Annotated in this window: 25 protein-coding genes; 8 read left to right on the top strand and 17 right to left on the bottom strand. The window is 49.8% G+C overall.

Annotated features, from left to right (window positions below):
• Positions 1–163 precede the first annotated feature (163 nt).
• A complete protein-coding gene (locus ACO0LF_RS23585; RefSeq protein ID WP_423018459.1) occupies positions 164–943 on the bottom strand; it encodes a 3-oxoacyl-ACP reductase family protein in 780 nt (259 codons plus the stop codon).
• Positions 944–1,093: 150 nt separating this feature from the next.
• On the opposite strand from ACO0LF_RS23585, the gene ACO0LF_RS23580 reads away from it, so the two are divergent.
• From ACO0LF_RS23580 to ACO0LF_RS23560, 5 genes are all read left to right on the top strand, one after another.
• Positions 1,094–2,029: a LysR family transcriptional regulator gene (locus ACO0LF_RS23580; protein WP_423018457.1), complete on the top strand. Its 936-nt coding sequence runs from the start codon at positions 1,094–1,096 to the stop codon at positions 2,027–2,029.
• Positions 2,030–2,109: 80 nt separating this feature from the next.
• The gene (hutC, locus tag ACO0LF_RS23575) at positions 2,110–2,820 is read left to right on the top strand and encodes a histidine utilization repressor (RefSeq protein ID WP_423018455.1); all 711 of its coding nucleotides are present in this window, start codon (positions 2,110–2,112) and stop codon (positions 2,818–2,820) included.
• A 436-nt stretch (positions 2,821–3,256) separates the two neighbouring features.
• Entirely contained in the window at positions 3,257–3,454 is a 198-nt protein-coding gene (locus tag ACO0LF_RS23570; protein WP_211324398.1) for a hypothetical protein, read from the top strand.
• A gap of 42 nt (positions 3,455–3,496) precedes the next feature.
• The gene (locus ACO0LF_RS23565) at positions 3,497–4,144 is read left to right on the top strand and encodes a DUF2242 domain-containing protein (RefSeq protein WP_423018453.1); all 648 of its coding nucleotides are present in this window, start codon (positions 3,497–3,499) and stop codon (positions 4,142–4,144) included.
• A 4-nt stretch (positions 4,145–4,148) separates the two neighbouring features.
• On the top strand, positions 4,149–4,364 hold the full coding sequence (locus tag ACO0LF_RS23560; RefSeq protein WP_423003232.1) for a DUF3820 family protein: 216 nt from the start codon (positions 4,149–4,151) through the stop codon (positions 4,362–4,364).
• Between the two features lie 111 nt (positions 4,365–4,475).
• Here the strand turns inward: ACO0LF_RS23560 and ACO0LF_RS23555 are convergent, their stop codons facing one another.
• The 7 genes from ACO0LF_RS23555 to ACO0LF_RS23525 form a co-directional block, all read right to left on the bottom strand.
• Positions 4,476–4,868, bottom strand: a complete 393-nt coding sequence (locus ACO0LF_RS23555) for a hypothetical protein (RefSeq protein WP_423018451.1) — start codon at positions 4,866–4,868, stop codon at positions 4,476–4,478.
• Positions 4,869–5,196: 328 nt separating this feature from the next.
• Positions 5,197–6,024 (bottom strand): SAM-dependent methyltransferase, encoded by an 828-nt coding sequence (locus tag ACO0LF_RS23550; protein WP_423018449.1) that lies wholly within the window; start codon positions 6,022–6,024, stop codon positions 5,197–5,199.
• Positions 6,025–6,141: 117 nt separating this feature from the next.
• Complete coding sequence (locus ACO0LF_RS23545) at positions 6,142–6,408, bottom strand: hypothetical protein (protein ID WP_423018447.1); 267 nt, start codon at positions 6,406–6,408, stop codon at positions 6,142–6,144.
• A 223-nt stretch (positions 6,409–6,631) separates the two neighbouring features.
• Positions 6,632–6,901: a hypothetical protein gene (locus tag ACO0LF_RS23540; RefSeq protein ID WP_423018445.1), complete on the bottom strand. Its 270-nt coding sequence runs from the start codon at positions 6,899–6,901 to the stop codon at positions 6,632–6,634.
• Between the two features lie 110 nt (positions 6,902–7,011).
• Positions 7,012–8,769, bottom strand: coding sequence for a GGDEF domain-containing protein (locus ACO0LF_RS23535; protein ID WP_423018443.1), 1,758 nt, complete (start codon positions 8,767–8,769; stop codon positions 7,012–7,014).
• A gap of 26 nt (positions 8,770–8,795) precedes the next feature.
• Positions 8,796–9,011, bottom strand: a complete 216-nt coding sequence (locus tag ACO0LF_RS23530) for a hypothetical protein (RefSeq protein ID WP_423018441.1) — start codon at positions 9,009–9,011, stop codon at positions 8,796–8,798.
• 103 nt (positions 9,012–9,114) lie between these two features.
• On the bottom strand, positions 9,115–10,824 hold the full coding sequence (locus ACO0LF_RS23525) for a M14 family zinc carboxypeptidase (RefSeq protein ID WP_423018439.1): 1,710 nt from the start codon (positions 10,822–10,824) through the stop codon (positions 9,115–9,117).
• 128 nt (positions 10,825–10,952) lie between these two features.
• On the opposite strand from ACO0LF_RS23525, the gene ACO0LF_RS23520 reads away from it, so the two are divergent.
• On the top strand, positions 10,953–12,053 hold the full coding sequence (locus ACO0LF_RS23520; RefSeq protein WP_423018437.1) for a threonine aldolase family protein: 1,101 nt from the start codon (positions 10,953–10,955) through the stop codon (positions 12,051–12,053).
• A gap of 114 nt (positions 12,054–12,167) precedes the next feature.
• Positions 12,168–12,509 carry a hypothetical protein gene (locus ACO0LF_RS23515; protein ID WP_423018435.1) on the top strand — a complete coding sequence of 114 codons (342 nt, stop codon included), beginning with the start codon at positions 12,168–12,170 and terminating at the stop codon, positions 12,507–12,509.
• A 22-nt stretch (positions 12,510–12,531) separates the two neighbouring features.
• Here ACO0LF_RS23515 and ACO0LF_RS23510 read toward each other — a convergent pair whose 3' ends face one another.
• Together ACO0LF_RS23510 and ACO0LF_RS23505 are read right to left on the bottom strand one after the other, a co-directional pair.
• Entirely contained in the window at positions 12,532–13,002 is a 471-nt protein-coding gene (locus tag ACO0LF_RS23510; RefSeq protein WP_423018433.1) for a type II toxin-antitoxin system RatA family toxin, read from the bottom strand.
• Positions 13,003–13,033: 31 nt separating this feature from the next.
• Entirely contained in the window at positions 13,034–13,858 is an 825-nt protein-coding gene (locus ACO0LF_RS23505; protein ID WP_423018431.1) for a helix-turn-helix domain-containing protein, read from the bottom strand.
• A gap of 42 nt (positions 13,859–13,900) precedes the next feature.
• Between ACO0LF_RS23505 and ACO0LF_RS23500 the strand changes: the two genes are divergently transcribed.
• Positions 13,901–14,158: a hypothetical protein gene (locus ACO0LF_RS23500; protein WP_423018429.1), complete on the top strand. Its 258-nt coding sequence runs from the start codon at positions 13,901–13,903 to the stop codon at positions 14,156–14,158.
• Positions 14,159–14,215: 57 nt separating this feature from the next.
• Here ACO0LF_RS23500 and ACO0LF_RS23495 read toward each other — a convergent pair whose 3' ends face one another.
• The 7 genes from ACO0LF_RS23495 to ACO0LF_RS23465 form a co-directional block, all read right to left on the bottom strand.
• Positions 14,216–15,508 carry an acetamidase/formamidase family protein gene (locus tag ACO0LF_RS23495; protein ID WP_423018427.1) on the bottom strand — a complete coding sequence of 431 codons (1,293 nt, stop codon included), beginning with the start codon at positions 15,506–15,508 and terminating at the stop codon, positions 14,216–14,218.
• Between the two features lie 143 nt (positions 15,509–15,651).
• Entirely contained in the window at positions 15,652–16,065 is a 414-nt protein-coding gene (locus ACO0LF_RS23490; protein WP_423018425.1) for a hypothetical protein, read from the bottom strand.
• A gap of 111 nt (positions 16,066–16,176) precedes the next feature.
• On the bottom strand, positions 16,177–17,523 hold the full coding sequence (locus ACO0LF_RS23485; RefSeq protein ID WP_423018423.1) for a TAXI family TRAP transporter solute-binding subunit: 1,347 nt from the start codon (positions 17,521–17,523) through the stop codon (positions 16,177–16,179).
• A gap of 2 nt (positions 17,524–17,525) precedes the next feature.
• Positions 17,526–18,326, bottom strand: a complete 801-nt coding sequence (locus tag ACO0LF_RS23480) for a competence/damage-inducible protein A (RefSeq protein WP_423018421.1) — start codon at positions 18,324–18,326, stop codon at positions 17,526–17,528.
• A gap of 12 nt (positions 18,327–18,338) precedes the next feature.
• Positions 18,339–19,151, bottom strand: coding sequence for an EI24 domain-containing protein (locus tag ACO0LF_RS23475; RefSeq protein ID WP_423018419.1), 813 nt, complete (start codon positions 19,149–19,151; stop codon positions 18,339–18,341).
• Complete coding sequence (locus tag ACO0LF_RS23470; RefSeq protein ID WP_423018417.1) at positions 19,148–20,128, bottom strand: sterol desaturase family protein; 981 nt, start codon at positions 20,126–20,128, stop codon at positions 19,148–19,150. Before ACO0LF_RS23470 ends, ACO0LF_RS23475 begins: the two co-directional genes overlap by 4 nt.
• Positions 20,128–20,898: a polysaccharide deacetylase family protein gene (locus tag ACO0LF_RS23465; RefSeq protein ID WP_423018670.1), complete on the bottom strand. Its 771-nt coding sequence runs from the start codon at positions 20,896–20,898 to the stop codon at positions 20,128–20,130. The genes ACO0LF_RS23470 and ACO0LF_RS23465 overlap by 1 nt, the downstream gene beginning before the upstream one ends.
• Positions 20,899–20,906: the final 8 nt, after the last annotated feature.

Raw genomic sequence — 20,906 nt, 5'->3', positions numbered from 1 at the left:
AAACTCCAAATGTTAATCAGGTAAAAAACATCGAAATCTTACGCAATGCGACAGGATATATCCCGCCGGATTCGGCCATCATTGTCACACAAAAAAAGCCGGGCTGCGCTGCACAAGCCTGCAGGCAACCCGACTCTTTGTTCATACATCTTTACTTACCATATCAGGCATCAAAGCCGCCATCCGCCTTGAGGTTGGCACCGGTAATGAATGCCGCATCTTCACTCGCCAGGTAAGCAACCAGGCTGGCGATCTGTGTACCTGTACCGTATTTGCCAGTCGCCATGTAGCTGCGCATGGTGTCGGCAAAAGCACCGTTGGCCGGATTCATTTCTGTATCAACCGGGCCGGGCTGTACATTATTGACGGTGATGCCACGTGCGCCCAGATCGCGTGCCAGACCGCGGGTGAATGAGGCTACTGCACCTTTGGTCAAGGCGTACAGCGACAGGCCAGCTACGGGCACATAATCGCTATTGACACTACCTATGTTAATGATGCGGCCGCCCTCTTTCATATGGCGCTGCGCTTCTTGCGAGGCAACAAACACGCCCGTCACGTTCACGGCGATCAGACGTTGATAGTCTTCCATGCTGATGTCAGCGATGCCGCCAGCAACCAGCGCGCCTGCGTTGTTGACCAGAATATCAAGGCTGCCAAATTCTGCCACTGTTCTTGCAACAGCCTGCCTGACGGCATCGGCATCTTGCGCATCAGCACGAATAGCCAGCGCCTTGCCACCGGCTGAACGTAGCTCTGCCACCAGTTGCTCTGCCTGCTGCGCACTGCTGGAATAGGTGATGGCAACGGCAGCTCCGTCAGCCACTAGCTTGCGCGCAATCGCCGCACCTATGCCACGTGAACCGCCAGTGACCAGGGCTGTTTTACCGGCCAGGTTTGCTTTGGATGTGTTTGCTTGTTGTGTGTCGAGTACTTGTGTCATGTCGTTCTCCTGTTTGCTTCGGTTGAATTTCTCTAATCCCTTATTGGATGAGGCTATTTTGCGCTTCAAAATCAATTACAAATAGTCCATAATCGATTACATTACTTTCAACCAAAGGTTGAAAGTAATCGGGAAAAATAAGGAGAAATCATGGAAACACTGTCCAGCATAGAATCTTTCGTGCGCAGTGCAGAAGCAGGCAGTTTTTCGCAGGCAGCGCGCAATCTGGGGCTGACACCAGCAGCGGTCAGCAAGAATGTCGCCAAGCTGGAATCACGCCTGGGGATACGCCTGTTCCAGCGCAGCACACGCAGCCTGATGCTGACTGAGGCAGGAGAAGTATTCCTGGCCCAGGTCAGTGGCGGGCTGGACAGCATACAAGCGGCCCTGGCAAATGTAGAAAACGTTGCAGGCAAACCAGCAGGCATATTGAAAATCAGCCTGGCACTGGCCTTTGGTCGTGATTATGTTTTACCAGCGGTGAATGATTTTATTAACACCTACCCTGATGTGGTTCCCGACCTGCATTTTGACAACCGCAGCGTAGACCTGATCGCAGAGGGCTTTGACGTCGCCATCGGCGGCGGCATAGAGCTGGTGCCGGGGGTGATTGCGCGTGAGATCGGGCGGGCGCATGTGATACCGGTGGCTTCACCTGGCTACCTGTCCAAGCACAAAATACCAGCAAAACCCACTGACCTGGCAGACCTGGATGGCATCATGCGCCGCTCACCTCAAAGCGGCAGGTTGCGCTCATGGACACTGCGCAATGCTAAGGGCGAAGAAGCAACGATGGAACTCAAGACCCGCATCATCATGGACGACCCCGAAGCGATGTGTCATGCAGCTCTGCTGCATTTAGGAGTAGCCATGGTCCCCAGGCTGCATGCCCTGCCCTTTTTAGAAAGTGGTGCATTACTGCGCCTGCTGCCGGAATGGCATGCAGATATAGGCGCGATTTCACTCTACTATGCCAGCAGCAAACTCATGCCTGCCAAGACCAGGCTGTTTGTTGATTTCATCCTTATGCGCTTCCGTGAACTCGATATTGCCAGCAAATTTTCTGCCCTGCCGCGCAAAAAATGACAGTGCTGGTCAATATATTCGCTATCGCTGACTTGCTATGAGAAAATGCAGGCACCCATTACTTCCATGTCACCTATCCTGTGAAACCCAGCAAGCCAGAAATTCCTGCTTTTCAAGTCATCAAAGATACCCTGCTCCAGGAAATCCAGTCAGGCAAATGGAAAGAAGGTGATGCCATCCCTGCCGAAACTGCGCTGGCCAGCCAGTTTGGTGTCTCGCGCATGACAGTCAACCGCGCCGTGCGCGAACTGACCAGTGAACAAATCCTGACACGCATACAAGGCTCCGGCACCTATGTGGCGCAACAAAAATACCAGGCGACGCTGGTGGCGATTAAAAGTATCGCTGAAGAAATTCGTTCACGCGGCCATGCCCACCGCAGTGAATTACATGAACTGAAGGCAGAAGTCGCAGGCGAGCAACTGGCAGCAGAATTCCAGGTACAGCCTGGTCATTCTTTATTTCACTCTGTCATTGTCCACTTTGAAAACGAAGTGGCAATACAGGTCGAAGACCGCTGGGTCAATTCCAGCGTGACGCCAGAATACCTGCAACAAGACTTCAGCACCATGACACCGAATGAATACCTGGTGGCAGTGGCCCCCTTGCAAGGCGTTGATTACAGCATAGAAGCCGTGCTGCCGCCCCGGCAAATCGCTGAGATGCTGCATATCTCAGCCAAGGAAGCCTGCCTGGTCTTGCACAGAACCACCCGCTCCCGCGACATGATCGCCACCAGCGTGACTATGTGGCATCCGGGTAAGCGTTATCAGTTTGCCGGGAGTTTCTAAGATCTTTCAACACAGAGACACAGAGTTTGCACAGAGGCGCACAGAGAAAAGCGTATAAATAAGCTAAGCTTATTTATCTAACGATGAACTACCTGTATTCATGCGCAAAGAAATTCCTAAGGCGCGAAATAAACTCAACAGAATTTCTCTGTGAAAACTCTGTGTCTCAGTGGTGCAGCAGGGGTTTCGAGGAGCATGCTCCTCGCCTGTGCAACGAAGACTGCTTGCAAGCAGTCTTTCCTTGCTCTGTGGTGAGTTCTTTGGTCTTAAAATTCTCTACAATATTTGTCACCCAAATCCTCCACCGCCGCGTTATATCTTAATAACCTGGCACCTGTTGCCTGGTATTTAATGCAGCCGTCACACCTCCATGGTGCTGGCAAGTTAAAATACGGCCTAGACTCCTATAAGCACCTATAAGCAAGAAAGAAACATCATGGCAAAAAAGAATGAACTGGACCCGGAAACCGAGGCGTTGATTGCCTGGTGCACCGAAGTAGAAGGCTTCCTCGTTGCTGGCGGTGCTACCGTCAACCAGGCGCAAGACCATATAGAGGAACAGATAGAATGGTTCACGGATCTGTTTTTTGATGGATTAACACCAGAAGAGGCGGCAAAAGAAGCGCTGGCATGAATGCCCGCACAAGCTCACCTCGACCAGCATATTGAAATAAAAATGATTCACCGCAAATTATTTGTACCACTCGCCCTCACTCTGGCCTTGTTAAGCGCCTGCACTACTACCAAGCACGCTGGCCTGCAGCATGAAGAATTTGGTGCTACCGGCGTATTTACCCGTAGTTTTCCTGGTACTGAAAAAAGTGCCTGCGAAGCCGCGCGCCGTGCCCTGTTGAGCCAGGGCTATGTCATCAGCGACTGGAAACCCTCAGTCCTCAAAGGCCGCAGGAAGTACCAGCCAGAAGCCGACATCCATGCAGAAATAGAATTCAATGTCGTCTGCGTGGCAGACAGCAAGGGCAGCAACAGCACCACCGTCTTTGCCAATGCCGTGCGTGATCGCTATTCGCTGAAAAAGAGTAATACTTCCGCCAGCATCGGTGTCAGCGCCATAGGCTCAGTCTCCCTGCCCTTTGGCTCTACTGATGACGCCCTGGTCAAAGTCGCCAGCGAAACCATACCTACCGGCCAGTTCTACGAGCAATTCTTTGAATTGCTGGACCGTTATCTGGATAGCGTACCCTATATCCAGGAAACCGAGGAAGAAAAGAAAACCGTAACAGCCCCCCCTGCACCACCAGCAAGCGCAAGCCAGGCAGCAAGCAGCACACCACCCGCAGAATCCGGTAAAAAGTCAGAGGATTAAGACCATGCAAGCAGATGACCTGCAAAGACTGCTGAGTTTTAAAATGCCCTACGGTAAATATAAAGATACCGTCATCGCTGACTTGCCTGGCAATTACCTGGGCTGGTTTGCGCGAGAAGGTTTCCCCAAAGGTGAAATTGGCCGCCTGCTGGAACTGATGTATGAGATTGATCACAATAATCTCGGTGAATTGCTGGCGCCGCTCAGGAAGAAAGCATAACAATACAAATCAGGATGGCTAAGGCAAGCCTGAGATTGCCAGGCCAGAATGACAAAAGGCGGACATGTGACATGCCCGCCTTTTTCAATGGCAAAACCGAACTACATCGTATTAGTTGGTTTTGCTGGTATCTTTGCTTTGACGCTTGCCTGCCGCAGTTGCTGGCAAGTATTTCATAGGGTCATTCACACCAGCTGCATAGGCAGTCACCAGACTACGCTGTCTCATGCAGGAAGCGCTCAATACTGTTGCATCAGGTGCAGAAGAATTCACGCAGACCTGCAAATCCTTGACTGTATCCAGCGGTATGCCTGCAGCAGCAGCCACAGAAACGATGGATTGTGGATTGGCACCACCAGCAACCAGACTATCGACAGTAGCTTGCAAATTGCTCGTCGTTGTCAGGGCATTGAAAATGCCGTCAACCGAGGTGTCCACGCCTTCAGCAAAGGCCACCGACATGCCGCCGACCAAAGCCAGTCCTAACAAAGTGTTTTTCATCATTTTTTTCATCAGTATCCCCCAACATGTTGACAAACCATTTTGTCTCACGCGACCAATTCTAAATAAGTGTAAATCAAATTGAAAGCAGATATTTGTAACCTGCCAGCAATAGCAAATATATTTACAAATTAGCTATTTAAGTACATTTAGATACTTTTATCACTGGTATGCCTGCTTTAACATACCTTTGCATGCCTTTGCATAATGAGCTGACAACAAAAAGCCCTTCACAGATGGCGCAATCAGCGCTCGCCGTGAAAGGCTTTTTAAGGTGCAAGTTTCCTCACATTATGACTGGTCATATCCTTGCCAGTCATAGTTTGAGCTATCAAGCCGCTTGCTGAACCTGTGCCCTCAAGGCGGCAAGGGCATTGAGTTCATCAATAATCGCCTGGTCTTTTTCCAGGGGTTTCGCCGGTGGTATTACCAGGGTCGTGATTTGCCGGTAACTCATCTTGGGCAAATCACCCAAAGGCAACTTGTCTATACGTGTTTTTTCCAGGGGATCCGTGGCTGCTTCATACAAAATGACTTCATGATCCAGCGGATAATACTGCGCCAGTTTATTTACCAGGATTTGCAAATGTGCTGGTTCTGTATCAAAGCGCTTCAAGGTCAAGTCACCAGCAATGCCAACCTGCCACAACACCAGCAAGGCAGTAGGGTCCAGAGTGCGCTTATAAATCATGAACTGTGTCGATTCCATCGACTGCATACCATGGCTGCCCGGGTCTATCCCCAAGTCGGCTACCAAGCAATCCAGCGCAGAAATACCAGGCTCCATATGCGCCTCATACCCCTCTTCTCGCGCCTCGGCAATGGCCAAATGCGAGATGCAGGCAAATATGCCTGGGTGGCCATAAAAAGCCGCACATACCTTTTTGCCAGCGCGCACTTCTTTCAAAATAGTATCGGCCATACGCCTGTAGGTATCACGCCTGGTCTTGCCATCGACTCTGGTGTCATCATAATGATCATTGAGGCAGACATATTCCTTGGCCACACCCTGCAACCATTTACGCGTAAAAATATTGGGCACTGCTGCAATGACGATATCGAAAGATTCCATATAACTTTGCGCAATCGGCGTCAATTGGCCCGCCATACGCATGCCAGTACCAACACAGACCAGTGAACCTTGTTTTTGAATTGTCATAGATTTTTGAGATTGAATATAAAGAAAAAAAACTTAACTTGAGTAGAGCCTGGAACAAAGATCCCGCCAGGCTCTATTCATGAAATATAGAAAAAGTATTTGTTACAGTAAGCAAATCTATTCAGCCAGAGTCTCTTCCATTTCAAGTGACACGCCACTATCTTCGTGATCAAATCGCGTCACGATAGAATCCAGCGCATCAAAATCCCTGAATGGAATATCAAGGAAAGCAGAGATTTCACGCCTGTCTTGACGCAACATAATCATTTGTTCGTCTACAGACAGGCCAAAATCACGGGCTGCCTGCTCAGGATCATTTTTATGTGTCTGGATAAGAGCAGCATCGGTGTCGAGGGCATTCAGATAATCTAATAGCTTGGACATACTTTCTCCTTGATTAGCAAAACCTAGGTTAGATACTGCTAAGGATTTTATGCTTAATTTTAAGACAAGGGAAAATATATTTTCAACAATATGATGATATGACAGTGAGCTTGAATATATGAGTCCTTTGCTTTAAACCAAAGCTTTCAAGGGCATAATAAATGAGCCAAGTCACCTGATTGAACCTGGCTCATCAGCTATATGTTGAAATTTAGTATTTCAACTAATCGACAAGTTCAACCTCAGAAACACTAACTGTTTTTTGATTGACTGCAGCATCAAAATGGCCCACAAGTGAATCAATCGCATCAAAATCACGAAAAGGGATGTCGAGAAATGCTGCAATTCTTTGCTTATCTTGCTGTGCTAAAGCAGATTGTTCCTCCGGGGATAAACCAAATTCCCTGGCTGCTTTAAGTGGATCGTTTTTATGCGCATCAATAAGGACAGCATTGGTGTCGAGCGCATTCAGATAATCTAATAGCTTGGACATACTTTCTCCTTGGTTAGCAAACTAGGGGTGATACCAAGGATGATTTTACGTCAACACATTAAGAGAATTGAAATAAATTTTCAACAACTATTGAAAAAGCAAAGGGTGAATCAGGCTTGCCTGTAGACATTCACACAGTTCCTGCCTTCGGCCTTGGACCTGTACAAGGCTTTGTCGGCGGCCTCCAAAGTTTCATCAAAACTGCGTAGCCCATTGCCATCTACGGTTGCCACACCAAAACTGGCTGATAAAGAAAAAATACGGCCGCTAGGTTCGGTATCTATCATCGCAATCGCCATGCGGCAACGCTCTGCCAATTGCAGGGCTGATGCCTGGCTGGAGTCTGGCATGCAAATACCAAACTCTTCACCGCCCAGTCGTCCAAACAAGTCGACTTTACGCAAATGCGTTTTGACGGTTTCACTGACACTTTTCAGCACCCAGTCACCAGTGGCATGGCCATGGGTATCATTGATATTCTTGAATAAATCCATATCAAACAGGATAACGCTGACGCTGCCCGTGCGCATTTTGAATGCCTCATTAGCAAAGCTGATGAAGTGCATGCGATTGGCTGCCTGGGTGAGCCCATCTGTCTGAGAAAATTGGCGGAACTGGTTTTTCTGTTGCAAAGTCTTGATCAGCCATAAACTCAAAACAACGAGAATGATTATCGCCAAAGCAATCAAGAGCAAAAGATTTTGATTATTCTTTTTTTCCAGTTCACGCTCAACTGCCAGGATTTTGTTTTTTTGCTCAAGCAAGCTCATTTGATTGGCTTTATCCTGAGTGTCAAACTTGACACGCTGAAAGGCCAGGTTTTTATGCAGTTGATCGTCTAAAACCCGATTCTTCAAGACCAGGGCCGCTTCATAAAACTCTAAAGAACTTGAGTACTGCCCCTGTGCACGCTTAATACTTGCCATGGTTTCAGCAGTTTTTTCCATTAACTGGACTGCGTTACCTGCCTTCGCATGCTCATAGGCGATAAGTCCATAACGCTCAGACTGTTCCAAATTACCCGTATTTAAAAAAGCACGTGCCAAGGCTTCTTCAAGCTGAGTTTTATAATCGGAGCTTTTATTTACTTCAGAGAATTCTGCCAATAAGGCGATCCCTGCACCTTTTCCCTGCAAATAATTTCCCGAGTCAATCAAATCAATAGCGGCCAAGGCTCGTAATATCTGAGATATTACTTTGCCACCAACCTGATCGCAGTCTTGTATGCCTTGTGACATCAACGACCTTGCCCGTTGACGCTCTCCACGCAAAAAATTAATTTCAATTTGACTTGCCGTTCCTATGCACTTCACATTTGATTGACCATCAGCCTTATCCAACGCCAGAAATCTATCGACGTAAGCAAGGGCCTCATCATATGCTCGCAAAGAATTGAGTAGAGTTACCGCAGATTGCAAGGTATCCATCTTGGCGTGAATATTAGTCAGTTTTGGCAATAATAAAATACTCTGATTCATTGCCATTAATGCATTTTCGTATTCACCTAACTGGGTATATCCAGATGACAATTGATATAAAAAACGAACACGGTAATCTGGATCTGAAACATGATCGATATAAGAAAGGACGAGTTCCACTCGCTCTTTGTGTCGTCCTTTAAAACCAAGGACAGAAGCACTTAAAATGTAGAAGCTATTTTTTTGTGCCGGAGAAAAGGATGATTGCAAACTTTGTAGTTTAAGCAGCACATCTGAGGCTTTTTCTGGGGATGTGCGCAACTCCTTACCGACAAGAATAAGCAAATCATCAATGCTTACATTTTCCGTGTCAGCGGCACCCGCTAAAGAAATGCTTCCGACAAACAGCCATAGGAAGAAAAGTACAAGACTAATTTGTCGAAATATCATTGCAAGTGCCGCGGAAAATCTTATTTTTAATATGGTGATTCTAGAGTATCAATTGCTGGTAAATCATCCGTATCAAGCCCTAAGGAACCAGCAACAACCGTCTTATCGCGAGATAACAACGCTTTCTGCTCATGCTCATTCAAACCAAAGCTTTGCATCGCTGCACTTGGGTCCTTGGCATGCGCCGCACGTGCTTCCGCATCTTTATCCAGTGTATTCAAATACTCAAGCAATTTAGACATAATGTATGACCTTTCAGTAATTTCTCAGATAATAAAACAGGGGGGGAATCCCGAGGGGGATTCTATTATGATTTTGTAAAAACCTGTAACAATTTTCAAAAAATTAATACATTATTCGCAACACTGGGTAGCGACGCCATTCTGGTTCTTTGAATCTGGCGCATAGGCTGAAAATGAAGTTCAGTACAGCTTGTTGATTGCTGAGTAACTCCGGGTGTGCCTGCTTCCATTGCTCGAAAGCCTGTTTTACTTCTGGTTCGGTATTCAAAATGTCGGTAGCGGTGTCCTCAAATACATAGTCTGAATAAGCTTCTTTCTTTTCCAATACGCTATTAAAGAAGCCCCAGCGGAAGTAGCTGTCGTGCGCCTGTGGCTCCAGGGTTTCGACTATATAGCGAGCCTGCGGCTGGTCGAGTGAGACCAGATAATCACCAGCATGGGCCGTAACCTTTTCGCCAAAAGCCTGCAATTGCACATCGTCGTGGAACATATGACCTTCATAGGCATGAGGGCGTGATTGCACAGACTGTATGCGATATACCTCGGCCTGCATGCTGGTATCGGCTTCCAGCCTGTGCATTTGCACGCCATTCCATTGCAGGCGCTCTATGACGGCGCGCCAGGCTTGGGGGATCAGATAAGCCTTGGGTTGCGTGACCTGGATGTCAGCGACAAAGTGGTCGTAATAGGCAATCGGTTTTTCCCAGGGCTGGCTACGGTCATAGGACAGGCGGGTGTAATTGCCGAGCACACTGGGGCTGTAGACAGCCTGGTAACCCTTGAACAAGAAGCTGGAAGCCTGTTCATGATCCGCCACCCAATGCACGGCCACTTGCTGGGGCTGGCTGGCAGCCAGGCGGGCCTGGGCACGCAAAGCCTGTATCTGTGCTGCATTCGCCACCGTGAATGCCAAGACCGTTTCTACCAGCGCGCGCATGGAGGCGTAACGGTCGGCATAGGGTTTCAGCATATGGGTCTCGGGCATGAAACCTATGGTGTGATGCAGAGCTGCATAACCGGTAGAGAAACGCGGGGTTTCCAGGAAATCTTCTATGCCATGGTCAGGGCTGTCCTTGACCGGGTTCACATAGGGGCAAGTTGGCCAGCCACGTTCCTGCATCTCTGTATAGATGGCGGGCAACATGGTATTGCGCAAAAATGGACCTAGTCCATAACCGAGCTTGTCGGCCTGGGTTTGTATCAGGGTCATGGTGTAGTGGTAGTCCGCACCATTCGAGGTATGGGTGTCGACCATGACATCCGGGCTCCATTCGCTAAAAAAGCGGTTGAAGACCTGGGCGTTTTCACTATCGCATTTGATGAAGTCACGGTTCAGATCAAGGTGCAGGCCATTGCCGCGAAAGCCAAATTGCTCAGGCCCATCCTGATTCACGCGTGAAGTATTTTGGCGGTTCAGGCAACCATCAACGTTATACACTGGGATAAACAGGAACACTGTCTTGCCCAATGCAGCCAGGCGCTCAGGCTCAACGCAAAAGTCGCGCACCAGGGCCATGCAGCTATCTATGCCCTCAGGTTCGCCGGGGTGTATGCCATTATTATTGAAAAAAATGGGGCGCTGTTCTTGCTTGATACGGGCGCGGTCAAACACACCATCCGCCGTAACGATACCGGCATGGATGGGCTTGCCATTGTCAGAAACACCGATCTGGCCAAACTGCAAGACAGCCGGAAACTGCACAGCAAGATCCTGATAAAACTGTATGCAGGCTTCCCAGGTAGTTGTCTGGTTTTGATTACCGGCCTCATAGGGTGTAATGAAGCTGGCAGTATTGGCTGTAGGTGATGACATGCGTTGCGCCGATGTTAAGTAAATATATTCCGTAATTCTAGCGTACAAGTCAGCAAACTGGCATGGCATACTGGTGCTTGATTGAAACAAAATGTGCTTTATCTTCCTATAAACCGCTGGAGATTCTCTTGACTGATGCAGAAATAAGCGCACTGCGCCTGAATTGTCCTATCCACCTGCCCGGCCACAAGGCCATCACACCGGCACAGAGCTTTACGCAGATGGCCAGTTGGTGCCAGGAACATCAAGTACAGCATGACACTTATGGCGAAGGTGAACTGGTCCAAGACTTTGAAAAAAAAGTGGCTGCCTTGCTGGGCATGGAAGCAGGCTTGTTTTGCATCACTGGCACCCTGACCCAGGTCACGGCCCTGCGCCTGGCCTGTGAAGAAAGGGGCAGCTCGCTGGTGGCCCTGCATGCCAGTTCCCACATACTTGTACATGAACGCAGTAATTATCAGTTGTTGCAGCATTTCCAGGCCCTGCAAATTGGCAATCCGCATCGCCCATGGACAAAGAAAGATTTGCAGGCCCAGCCAGAAAAAATCGCTGCAGCCCAGTATGAATTGCCTATGCGTGAGATAGGTGGGCAATTGCCTGCATGGGAAGAACTGGACGACATCAAGGCCTATTGCCGCGAACAAGACATTCATCTGCATATGGATGGCGCACGCCTGTGGGAAGCTGCCGCTGGTTATGGCCGCAGCCTGGCCGAGGTGGCAGCAGGCTTTGATACTGCCTATGTCTCCTTCTACAAAGGCATAGGCGGCCTGGGTGGTGCCATGTTACTGGGCAGCGCCGACTTCATTGCCAAGGCAAGGGTGTGGATGCACAGACAAGGCGGTAGCGTGTTCCGCCGCAGCCCCTATGTAGTGGCAGCAGCCATGCAGTTTGACGCCAGGCTGGCTGCCGTGCCCGCCTGCTTTGCACGCACGCAGTGGTTATATGAAGAGTTGCGTGCCTATCCGCAGTTCAAAGCTAATCCAGCCACACCACAATGCAATATGTTGCATCTGTACTTGCCTGTCGACAGGGAGAATGCCATCGCCATCCGCAATCGTATCGCGCAAGAGCATGGGATATGGCTGTTCAATAATACGGTACACACAGCCTTGCCGGGACAGTGCATGTTTGAGTGGTATGTAGGGGACAATTTGCTGGCGCTGGATGACAACGCCCTCAGGCAAGCTCTGCGCTTACTGGCTGGGGCCTTGCAGGACCAGGGCTAAAACAGCGCGGCTTACAATTCCTCCACTATGTGAGTTATCGTACATACAGGGATTTTTTAACTCATTAAGCTGGCTGGGCTTGCTTCATGAATTAAGAAAACTTACGGAGGAATAATGATCAACCTACTCAATCTACAGTCGGATAAAATCAAGTATGACCCCAATCGCCTGTTTGATACCCTGATCAAACGCCTGCATCTTAAGAATGATGCGGCACTGGCTAAAATGCTGGATGTGGCACCGCCAGTGATCAGCAAAATCCGTCACCTGCGCTTGCCTGTAGGGCCATCACTGATGATTACCATGCATGAAATCAGTGATCTCAGCATCAAGGAATTGCGTGCCCTGATGGGAGATAAAAGAGAAACCTTCAAGATTACCGATGCCCAGCTAAAACCCAGCTTGAGCAAATCGCCCCGCAAAAGCAAAGAACACTCCATGAGCCAGCAGTATTGAAGTCTGCTGATGGCAGATACGCTTACGCTTCACTTAGTTGAGGATGCGCAGCAAATTGCTGTTCAGCGTAGGCAGTCAGGGCGACGATGCGCTTTTCTGTTTCGCGCTTGAATTTCAGGCACAGTATTGGTGTCAGCAGCCACGACAGCCAGCGTGGTTTCGCCGTGATGTTATACGAAAAGCGCACACGGGTCAGATCATCCGACAAGGCCTTGAAATGCCAGCCACCTGCGAATTGATCAAAAATATAGGGGCCGCTCACCATTTTCACGGCGGCCACTTCATTTGGCTTGTATGACACATATTCTATGTCCATCGCCAGACCATTGCCGTCTATGCAGCGTGCCTGCGCACCTACCGCGGCCTGTTTTGCGTTCAACAGATAGGATTCGGTAGTCAAGGTATCCCATTCTTGCCTGAGGGTGTAATCCTGGGTCAGGTCAAACAGATACTTGGCGCTCGCCCTGACTTCAAATTCATGTTTGATCAGCATATCTTGCCTTATGATGTTAATGGAAGAGAACTCATTGATCGCCTGCCGAAAACTGGCTCGGTGGCACACCAAAGTGCCGCTTGAACATGGCGATAAAGGCGCTCAGACTATCGTAACCCAGTTCCAGCGCGATGCTGGTAACTGCAACCCCTGCTGCCAGCAATTCCAGCGCCCGCATGAGTCTGGCACGTTGCCGCCAGTCAGAAAAACTCATGCCTGTTTCGTCAGCAAAATGGCGGGACATGCTGCGTGGCGCAATGCCAGCCCATGTCGCCCACTCTTGCATGGGGCGCGGATCTCCAGGATTTTCCAATAATGCACTGGCGATTTTGACGAGGCGGCGGTCGGTAGGCATGGCGAGTACAAAATCCTGAGGCGGCAAGTTCGCTACTTCATCGACAATAACGGCCAGCACACGCTCTTGAGCTGTATTCAACTGATCGCTGACACTCCAGCTGGCTGCGCGTAAAACCGCTTCACGCAATAAACCGGATACTGGAAACACCTGGGTTTTGGCAGGCAGCATTTCTGAAGGTGCCAGATAGGCACTCCAGCCATTGAACAAATGGCTGGTACGCAAGGCATGAGGGATAAACGGTGGCAGCCAGATGGCATAACCCTGAGGCACAAGCAGATGCTGCTGTTCTGCTTCGAGCACCAGCACGCCTGCCGTTGCTGCCAGCAACTGACCGCGGGCATGGCTGTGTTCTGGCGTCATCCTCGCATGGGCCTTGCTGGAGACAGCGTAGGCAAGCGCCCCGCCATCCGCATTGGCGTGCTCAGGATTAATCAGGGGTAAGGGCTTGGCCTCAGTTCGATACATGTTGGCATTATATCGCAAGCGACTTTCGTTCATGAAGCGCAAACTTCAGTCTCCATTCACCCACAAGGAAACAACATGAAAGCCGAAGACATACTGCCAGACAACATCAATACAACCACCATCGACGGTCTGACCATCCGAAAAGGCACGGTCGCTGCCTTCGTGGTCAATGCAAAGACCTATCTGCAGCCAGACAGTTCAGCAGATGTACGCGCTGATGCAAAAGCAGCCGTCGTCGAAGCCCTGCCCGCCTTGAAGGCTCTGGGTATATTTGATGTATTCGCTATTGCAGACCCTGGCCTGCGTGACATGCTGGCCACACATCAGTCGTAATCAGGCTCCGGCCATGCAGATCGTCAATGAGGCAAGCCAGCACCCTGGTCATTGCCCTCATTGACGGCGCAGGTTTGCCAGCACAGTCTTGTCGAGTTTTGCTGCCACACCTACGCTGCGCCCCGCCAGATTGGGAATGCTGAAATGGATTGCGCTGCCCAAAATTTGGGCGCACTCTGACAGGCTGAGCCCATAATCCTGTTGCAGCCACTGCACCATGCCGCTGCTTGCTACCCGCAGAGCATCATCCAGTGAACCAGCCTGCCCCAATACCATGATCTGGGTTGGTGACTCTACTCTTGGTGTATTGACAGATTTCCCTTTAATAACATCCACGGTAAATTCCACATCCATGGATGTCTCCAGTGCATACTGCGAAGTCTCGCCATCCCCCTGCAAGGCATGGGCATCACCCAGATACAACAAGGCACCAGGTTGCTGCACAGTCAGATAGACCGTGTTACCTTCAACGACTTCATTAAAATCCATATTGCCACCAAAGCGCCCAGTGTCACCTGTGGATATAGGTGGAGAACCATTGCCAGGCGCAACCGCCAGCCCACCCAGCATAGGGCGCACTGGCAAACTCAAATTACGCAAGCCTTCTGTCGGTTTTTCTGGGCTTGCCAGACCACGTTCCCTATCCAGCTTCCAGCGTATGGGCTTGCCAAGATGTGTGGCTTTGGCTGCCAGTGCTGTACCCATTGCCCTGTCGACGATACTGTCGAGGCTGTCGGCATAATCGCGATTCAGGCGCAAGCGTTTAAGATGGATGACCAGCGTATCACCTGCTTCGGCAGTAGCGACAAAAAACGGGCCAGTCTGTGGATTGCCATACAAGGCTTTGGTGATACCATTTTCATCGACGCCACCAGAATCTATGGTCTTGGTCTTCACGGTATCACCGGGCCAGATAGTCAATACCGGCAAGCGATGCGGGCTGAATTCGTTAGAATAATCGGTGGGCTTAAAATCGTATTGGCGGGCCGCTCCGGCGGGGCGATCAGGTATCCTGCGTGCGCTGAATGTATGCGAGGCCCTCGCTTGCGGATTATTGGTGTCGGGAAAGTCTGCTGTGCCCTGCATGGCATTCTTGCTGAAGGTGCCAGTGTAAGAATACTTTGCCTTGTCAGCGTCCGTTACCGTGAACGCTATGCCTTTGGCGGTGCGCGTACCAATAAGCTGGTCACCATCAAGTTTGCCGCTGATACTGCTGCCGTCTACATGAATGCTCAAGGTCTGGTAAGAACGGTTACCCCATCTATCGACTTGCAATAACCAGTGCTCTTCATCCGCTGCAATCGCCAGACAGGGAACAAGAAAGATCAATAACATCGCGTATCGCAGCATGTTTTTTCCAGTGAAGAAATTAAATGTAGCTGCGATACTAAATTATTCTGGCATCAGCCCTCATTAAATGCGATGAACTGCCAATTGTCATGCACAGACTGCAAACGCAGTCCCGTAGTTTGCACTGCCAACGCATGATGAATTTATGGTTTCACCCTGCTTTGACGAATTTCCAGTGCCTTGGCCAGCAATTCATCGCTACTCCAGTGCCGCGTCAGCCACACAGTAAGTGCCTCGCCAGAGATGTGCCAATTCACCATGCGGCGGTCTTGCAGGTGATCGTAATTATAGTTTCTGGCGACATACCAGGCTAAGTTTGAGCCAACAGAATAGGGCTTATCCAGGAGCAGAGAATATATGTCATAGGGCGTTAAGACCTCTACTTGTATAGCCCCATGCTCTTGCATTTCTTTCCAGATCAGTGCTTTGTTTTCAGGGCTGAGCACTGCAATTTTTGCGGGCTCGGGCCTGCCGACGATGTTTGACAAACCGTATGCATACAATAGCCAGGGGCCACACACCAGCATCAGAAATATCAGACACAAAACTGCAGCCATGCTCTTTAAAAGTAGTCTATATAAGCGAGGTACGGCAAATTTGCTTCCACTGGTAGTTTTTTGCTTAAGCATAAATTTGCCTTGAAAATCCTTATTGGAAGTACAGTCCCATTACTGCGCCGCCTGCTCCATGGATGCAGCTAGCATGGCTTGCACCCTTGATCGCACAAAAGCGATATGACTACGCAAACCATATAGTTCTTCCGCATAGGACAGCGGTATGGTGATGCGGTTGACCTTTTCTTCTATCTCATCCAACTGGCGCAATTGTTTTTCTGCGATGCTATGTCTGTCTTCAAGCGCGACTTCTTCTATCGCCTGCTCGACCAGCCGCAATTGTCCGTACCAGCGGTAAATCCGTGAGCGTATCCGCCATACATATAAGGGCGGGATGATCTTGGACAATGGCAAGAACAAGGCACCAAGAGCGACGATGACTACCCACATGCGCTCTATGAAATTGGCGAGCCAGAAACTCAAATAGCGTTGCAACATGGGCGGGCCGTTTTTATAGAATTTCTCGGCCTCATGCGCTACCGGTATTTCTGTATATTTGTCAGATGGGAATTCACCCTGGCGACTGAACCAGTCGGCACCACTATGTATCCTGTGCGCGGCTTGCAGCAACAGGCCCATTAGGGCCGGATGCAGGCTTTCATGCGCGACCAGGGTTGCTGTTGGTGCGATCAAATGATACTCATGAGCAGGGATATCCTTGCCTATATCGACAATGCCACGCGGCAGGATGACATGCGACAGGAAAGGGAAGCGCCTTGTATAAGCTTCTGCCTGGACAAAATCAAACAGGCGTATGCCTGGTGTTTGCAACAGCATTTGCACCAAGGGTGAATCACTGGCTGAACTGAAGATCAGTACATCGACCTTGCCATCCAATAAGGCGACTGTACCTGGAGTATCTGCCAGTTTTTGTATGCTCACATCTTCTTCTGACATGCTGTTGACACTTAAAATCTGGCTGAACAGTTTGGCGACGCCGTTGCCATCTGGGCCAACATTGACAGTCTTGCCCTTGAACTGGCTGATGGTAGTGAATTCCTTGGGGCTGCGATAAAACACCCAGATAGGTTCATAGAACAGACTGCCCAGCGATATCAGGCCGCGCTCATGCGCCAGGGCTTCATCGGTAGAACCACTGCGCACGAAACCGACTTCAATTTCAGATTCAGGGTCACTGATACGGCTCAGATTTTCCTCAGACCCTTGCGAATATTGCTGGCGCAAGGTGATCTGATTTTTTTGCAGCTCCTGCGCATAGCGTTTGGCGAAACGCTCATAGGAACCGTTTTCCTGGCCACTGGAAATATCGATCACGCGCGGCGGGGCCGGGTCTACCAGCCAGTAACCTACGCCACAGACTATCACCACCATCAGCGTAACCGGGCCAAAAGCGACCAGCAAATCACGTAGATTAAAGAGGGTGAATTTTATTTTTTGCATTGTCATGCAGTCTTGGCAGGAGTAGGAATGAATTCCGCCTTCAATTGCTGCAAGCCTTCCAGCATTTTTTCATAGGCGACAGGTACTTGCTGCTCATCGCCCTTGACGCCTAGCTCTATGTGCCTGCGCTCAGTTGCGCTGCCTACTGTAGGCAGGCTGAAGACTTTGATAAGCGGAAAATCTGCTTCCAGTTGCTCCATCAAAGGGGTCACCATGGACTCGGCAATTTCGTACACCAGTACCGATTGTTCAAACTGAGCATGCTGATGGAACAAATGAGAAAAATGCGTATCCAGCACCCACTCCAGCATGGGCCAGGCCATGACCGGGAAGCCGGGAACGAAAAAGTGGTTTTGTATGGAAAAACCAGCGATCTTGTTAAAAGGATTGGGGATGATGTCTGCCCCCAGCGGGAACTCGCCCATCTTCAATCTGTGTAAATGATCGGGTGTCGTCAGGTCAGCCACTTCGCCTTTTTCTTTGGCGATATCCATGATACGTTCCTGTATCAGTAGCTTGGCTTCAGGATGCAAGACTATTGGCAAATCCAAAGCTGCTGCCGCACACTGGCGTGTATGATCATCTGGCGTCGCCCCTATGCCGCCTGTGCAAAACACCACGTCGCCACTGGCAAAACTGCGCTTCAGGGTAGCGGTGATACGCTCACGGTTATCACCTATGTATTCCACCCAGTCAAGCTGCATACCACGCGCCTTCAGCAAGGCGACGACCCTGGACATATGCTTGTCTTCACGCTTGCCAGATAAAATTTCATCACCAACGATAATCAGACCAATTGCCACGATTTCTCCTTTTTATACAGCAGGCTGCGCAGTGCGATGACGCTGCAGGGATTCAAGACAATAATGCTGGAACCACAGGCCGGTGAATACAAAAACCAATACATAAACCCAGATCGCCGCCCCCGCTAACACCGGTAAAAACAGGGTAGACATAGCGCCACCCAGCCACAACAAGCCAGGTGCGGCACCAAACAAGCCAGCGATGATACCCATACCAAGCAAAGACCAGCGATGTTCTTGTATCAGACTGTTTCTTTCTTCTGCATCTGCGTGCAGGGCCAATGCATCGTACACCATGACCCTGTACGTCAGCCAGCCCCACAAAAGCGGTTGCAAAACCAGGCCGACAAATGGGATCAGATTCAGGGGCAAAGTCAGTACCCACACGATGGCGAAGATGGCAAATGAAGACAGGGAATGCCAGATACTGCCCAACAAAGTACCGCCATTCTTTTGCTCAAGATCTGGATAATCACGTCCACCCACATGCTTGTTGATCGCAGGCATGGCAAACAGGGCTATACACAGCAAGGAGGTGAATATCATCAGCGGCAACATCACCCACATGGCGACCAGGGGTGCGACAATCATCTTCAGGGCGAGCAGCCCTACTATGCTGAGTACGCTACGGACCCGCGCAAAACCATCATGTTCAGTCAGCCAGGTCTGGATAAAATCCATTGCTTCCTGCAAACCCAAGTACATGATCACACCCCATAATATGAGGGCGACCATAAATGGCAATATAGTCAGCAACAACATACGATAGTGTAATTGCGCCGCTACTGCCCTGCCCCAGGCGCGCATGACAGATGCCATATTCATGTTTGTTTTTCCTTGTCAAATCCACACATGCGCTTCAGACCCAGCCATTGCTGTGACCAGAATCCTTCGCCATAGTTGCGCGCGCTGCCTTCAGGAGCAGCCAATTGATCGCGTATACCAGTCAGAGAAAATTCCTTGCTGAACAATGCCGTGCCAAACAGCACATCCCAGATCGGGAACAGTACTGCAAAATTATGCCCACCCAGAGTGCCCTTGCCATGGGTTTCATGGCCTATGCCTATGGCATGGTGGGTGCGATGGTAGCGGGGCGACACCAGCAGGTATTCACCGATACGCCCAAAATGTATACGCACATTGGCATGCTGCAGGCTTTGCAGCATTTGTGATGCCATCACCAGCATGACGTATTGCCCCGGCTCTACACCGATGACAATGGCGATCAGGCCCATATAAATATCGCGTATGAAATCATCCAGCAAGTGATTACGGTTATCGCTCCACAAATTCATGTCACGCTGGCTATGGTGCAGACTATGCAGGGCCCACCACCAGTTGAACTGATGTTCGGCACGGTGATACCAGTAATCAAAAAAGTCCAGCACAAACAAATACACCAGGAATAGCAAGACAGGATATTGCAGCATGCCTGGCCAGATATTTTCCAGGTTGAAGGGGTTCACGCCTTGCAAATGCAAAATAGCCGTCAACTGGTCGAGCAAAGGATCAAGCACGAAAAACACCAGGATGGAAAATGCGCCTAACCTGTGCAAAGCGGTATAGATGAAGTCATTCCAGCGCGCATAGCGGTTCTTGATCTCATGCACTGGCATCCAGGCTTCCAGCGGACGCAAAATGATAAACAGCACGATCAATTGCAAAACACCGAGCATGAACCATTCGACACCTTCATAGGAGTCTTCCACAAATTCACCCAGCCCCAGATTGAACATGGCGGGTTGTACTATCGTTTCAAAAATCCAGGCTTGCAGACTTGTGAACAGATCGGAAATAGTCATTATTTTTTCTGCTGCTTTAAATTTTGGTAAGCGGGATGTTCGCGTAGGGTAGCAAAACAAAAGGATTTTTGCTCAAGTCCACTCAGCAGTGGCTCCAGGTTTTCTGGTGCCCAAGCTTGTTTGCGTGACCATATACCCAAATGCGCCATGAAAATATCGCCATCCCTGAGCTTGTCGAGTAAATTTCTGAGTAATACGGGATTGCTGAATTTTTCGCTGGATAATTCGTCACCAGAAAAACCTGCAGGTGACCAGCCTATATGCTGGTAGCCACAAGCCTGCCCGGCTTTGAGCAAGTTGGGTGTCAACTTGCCACCAGGTGCGCGCCAGTAAAGATCGAGCTTCTTGCCAGTCAAGGCAAAAAACCGCTGGTCGACACGACGCAACTCCTGGCAATACTCTTGTGCTGTCCATTGCAGGGTCTGACCCGCATGCGCACCAAACTGCGGCTTGACGGCGATACGTCCCTCTGGCAAATCACCGACGACATATACATGGTCAAAAGTATGGCTGCCAAAAGCATGACCTTCTTCAGCCAGCTTCTTCCAGTAAGGTGACCAGCTCATGTCCAGCGAATAATCGCCTTGTACGGTTTTTTCATTCGCCAGAAAGAATGTCGCCTTGATTTGATGGCGACGCAAGGTCGCGGCGATCAATTCTGCCTGCGACTGGCTGCCAGTATCAAACGTCAGGTAGATTGTCCCCTTGCAGCTGCCTGCCACGGTTGTTGCCACAGTAGTTGCCACACTAATGACAGGCACAGTCAACATGGCCACCA

This window comes from Undibacterium sp. Di27W (assembly GCF_049340345.1).
Lineage (GTDB): Bacteria > Pseudomonadota > Gammaproteobacteria > Burkholderiales > Burkholderiaceae_D > Undibacterium.
This window is presented reverse-complemented; position numbering and strand designations above follow the sequence as displayed.

Excerpts from the sequence above, each read along its gene's own strand:
- ACO0LF_RS23485 (WP_423018423.1), bottom strand. The coding sequence starts at position 17,523 with ATGCAAAAAATAAAATTCACCCTCTTTAATCTACGTGATTTGCTGGTC.
- ACO0LF_RS23580 (WP_423018457.1), top strand. The coding sequence starts at position 1,094 with ATGGAAACACTGTCCAGCATAGAATCTTTCGTGCGCAGTGCAGAAGCA.
- ACO0LF_RS23465 (WP_423018670.1), bottom strand. The coding sequence starts at position 20,898 with ATGTTGACTGTGCCTGTCATTAGTGTGGCAACTACTGTGGCAACAACC.
- ACO0LF_RS23500 (WP_423018429.1), top strand. The coding sequence starts at position 13,901 with ATGAAAGCCGAAGACATACTGCCAGACAACATCAATACAACCACCATC.
- ACO0LF_RS23545 (WP_423018447.1), bottom strand. The coding sequence starts at position 6,408 with ATGTCCAAGCTATTAGATTATCTGAATGCCCTCGACACCGATGCTGCT.
- ACO0LF_RS23535 (WP_423018443.1), bottom strand. The coding sequence starts at position 8,769 with ATGATATTTCGACAAATTAGTCTTGTACTTTTCTTCCTATGGCTGTTT.
- ACO0LF_RS23505 (WP_423018431.1), bottom strand. The coding sequence starts at position 13,858 with ATGAACGAAAGTCGCTTGCGATATAATGCCAACATGTATCGAACTGAG.
- ACO0LF_RS23475 (WP_423018419.1), bottom strand. The coding sequence starts at position 19,151 with ATGAATATGGCATCTGTCATGCGCGCCTGGGGCAGGGCAGTAGCGGCG.
- ACO0LF_RS23470 (WP_423018417.1), bottom strand. The coding sequence starts at position 20,128 with ATGACTATTTCCGATCTGTTCACAAGTCTGCAAGCCTGGATTTTTGAA.
- ACO0LF_RS23515 (WP_423018435.1), top strand. The coding sequence starts at position 12,168 with ATGATCAACCTACTCAATCTACAGTCGGATAAAATCAAGTATGACCCC.
- ACO0LF_RS23530 (WP_423018441.1), bottom strand. The coding sequence starts at position 9,011 with ATGTCTAAATTGCTTGAGTATTTGAATACACTGGATAAAGATGCGGAA.
- ACO0LF_RS23565 (WP_423018453.1), top strand. The coding sequence starts at position 3,497 with ATGATTCACCGCAAATTATTTGTACCACTCGCCCTCACTCTGGCCTTG.
- ACO0LF_RS23555 (WP_423018451.1), bottom strand. The coding sequence starts at position 4,868 with ATGATGAAAAACACTTTGTTAGGACTGGCTTTGGTCGGCGGCATGTCG.
- ACO0LF_RS23525 (WP_423018439.1), bottom strand. The coding sequence starts at position 10,824 with ATGTCATCACCTACAGCCAATACTGCCAGCTTCATTACACCCTATGAG.
- ACO0LF_RS23570 (WP_211324398.1), top strand. The coding sequence starts at position 3,257 with ATGGCAAAAAAGAATGAACTGGACCCGGAAACCGAGGCGTTGATTGCC.
- ACO0LF_RS23560 (WP_423003232.1), top strand. The coding sequence starts at position 4,149 with ATGCAAGCAGATGACCTGCAAAGACTGCTGAGTTTTAAAATGCCCTAC.
- ACO0LF_RS23510 (WP_423018433.1), bottom strand. The coding sequence starts at position 13,002 with ATGCTGATCAAACATGAATTTGAAGTCAGGGCGAGCGCCAAGTATCTG.
- ACO0LF_RS23550 (WP_423018449.1), bottom strand. The coding sequence starts at position 6,024 with ATGACAATTCAAAAACAAGGTTCACTGGTCTGTGTTGGTACTGGCATG.
- ACO0LF_RS23490 (WP_423018425.1), bottom strand. The coding sequence starts at position 16,065 with ATGGCTGCAGTTTTGTGTCTGATATTTCTGATGCTGGTGTGTGGCCCC.
- ACO0LF_RS23495 (WP_423018427.1), bottom strand. The coding sequence starts at position 15,508 with ATGCTGCGATACGCGATGTTATTGATCTTTCTTGTTCCCTGTCTGGCG.
- ACO0LF_RS23585 (WP_423018459.1), bottom strand. The coding sequence starts at position 943 with ATGACACAAGTACTCGACACACAACAAGCAAACACATCCAAAGCAAAC.
- ACO0LF_RS23540 (WP_423018445.1), bottom strand. The coding sequence starts at position 6,901 with ATGTCCAAGCTATTAGATTATCTGAATGCGCTCGACACCAATGCTGTC.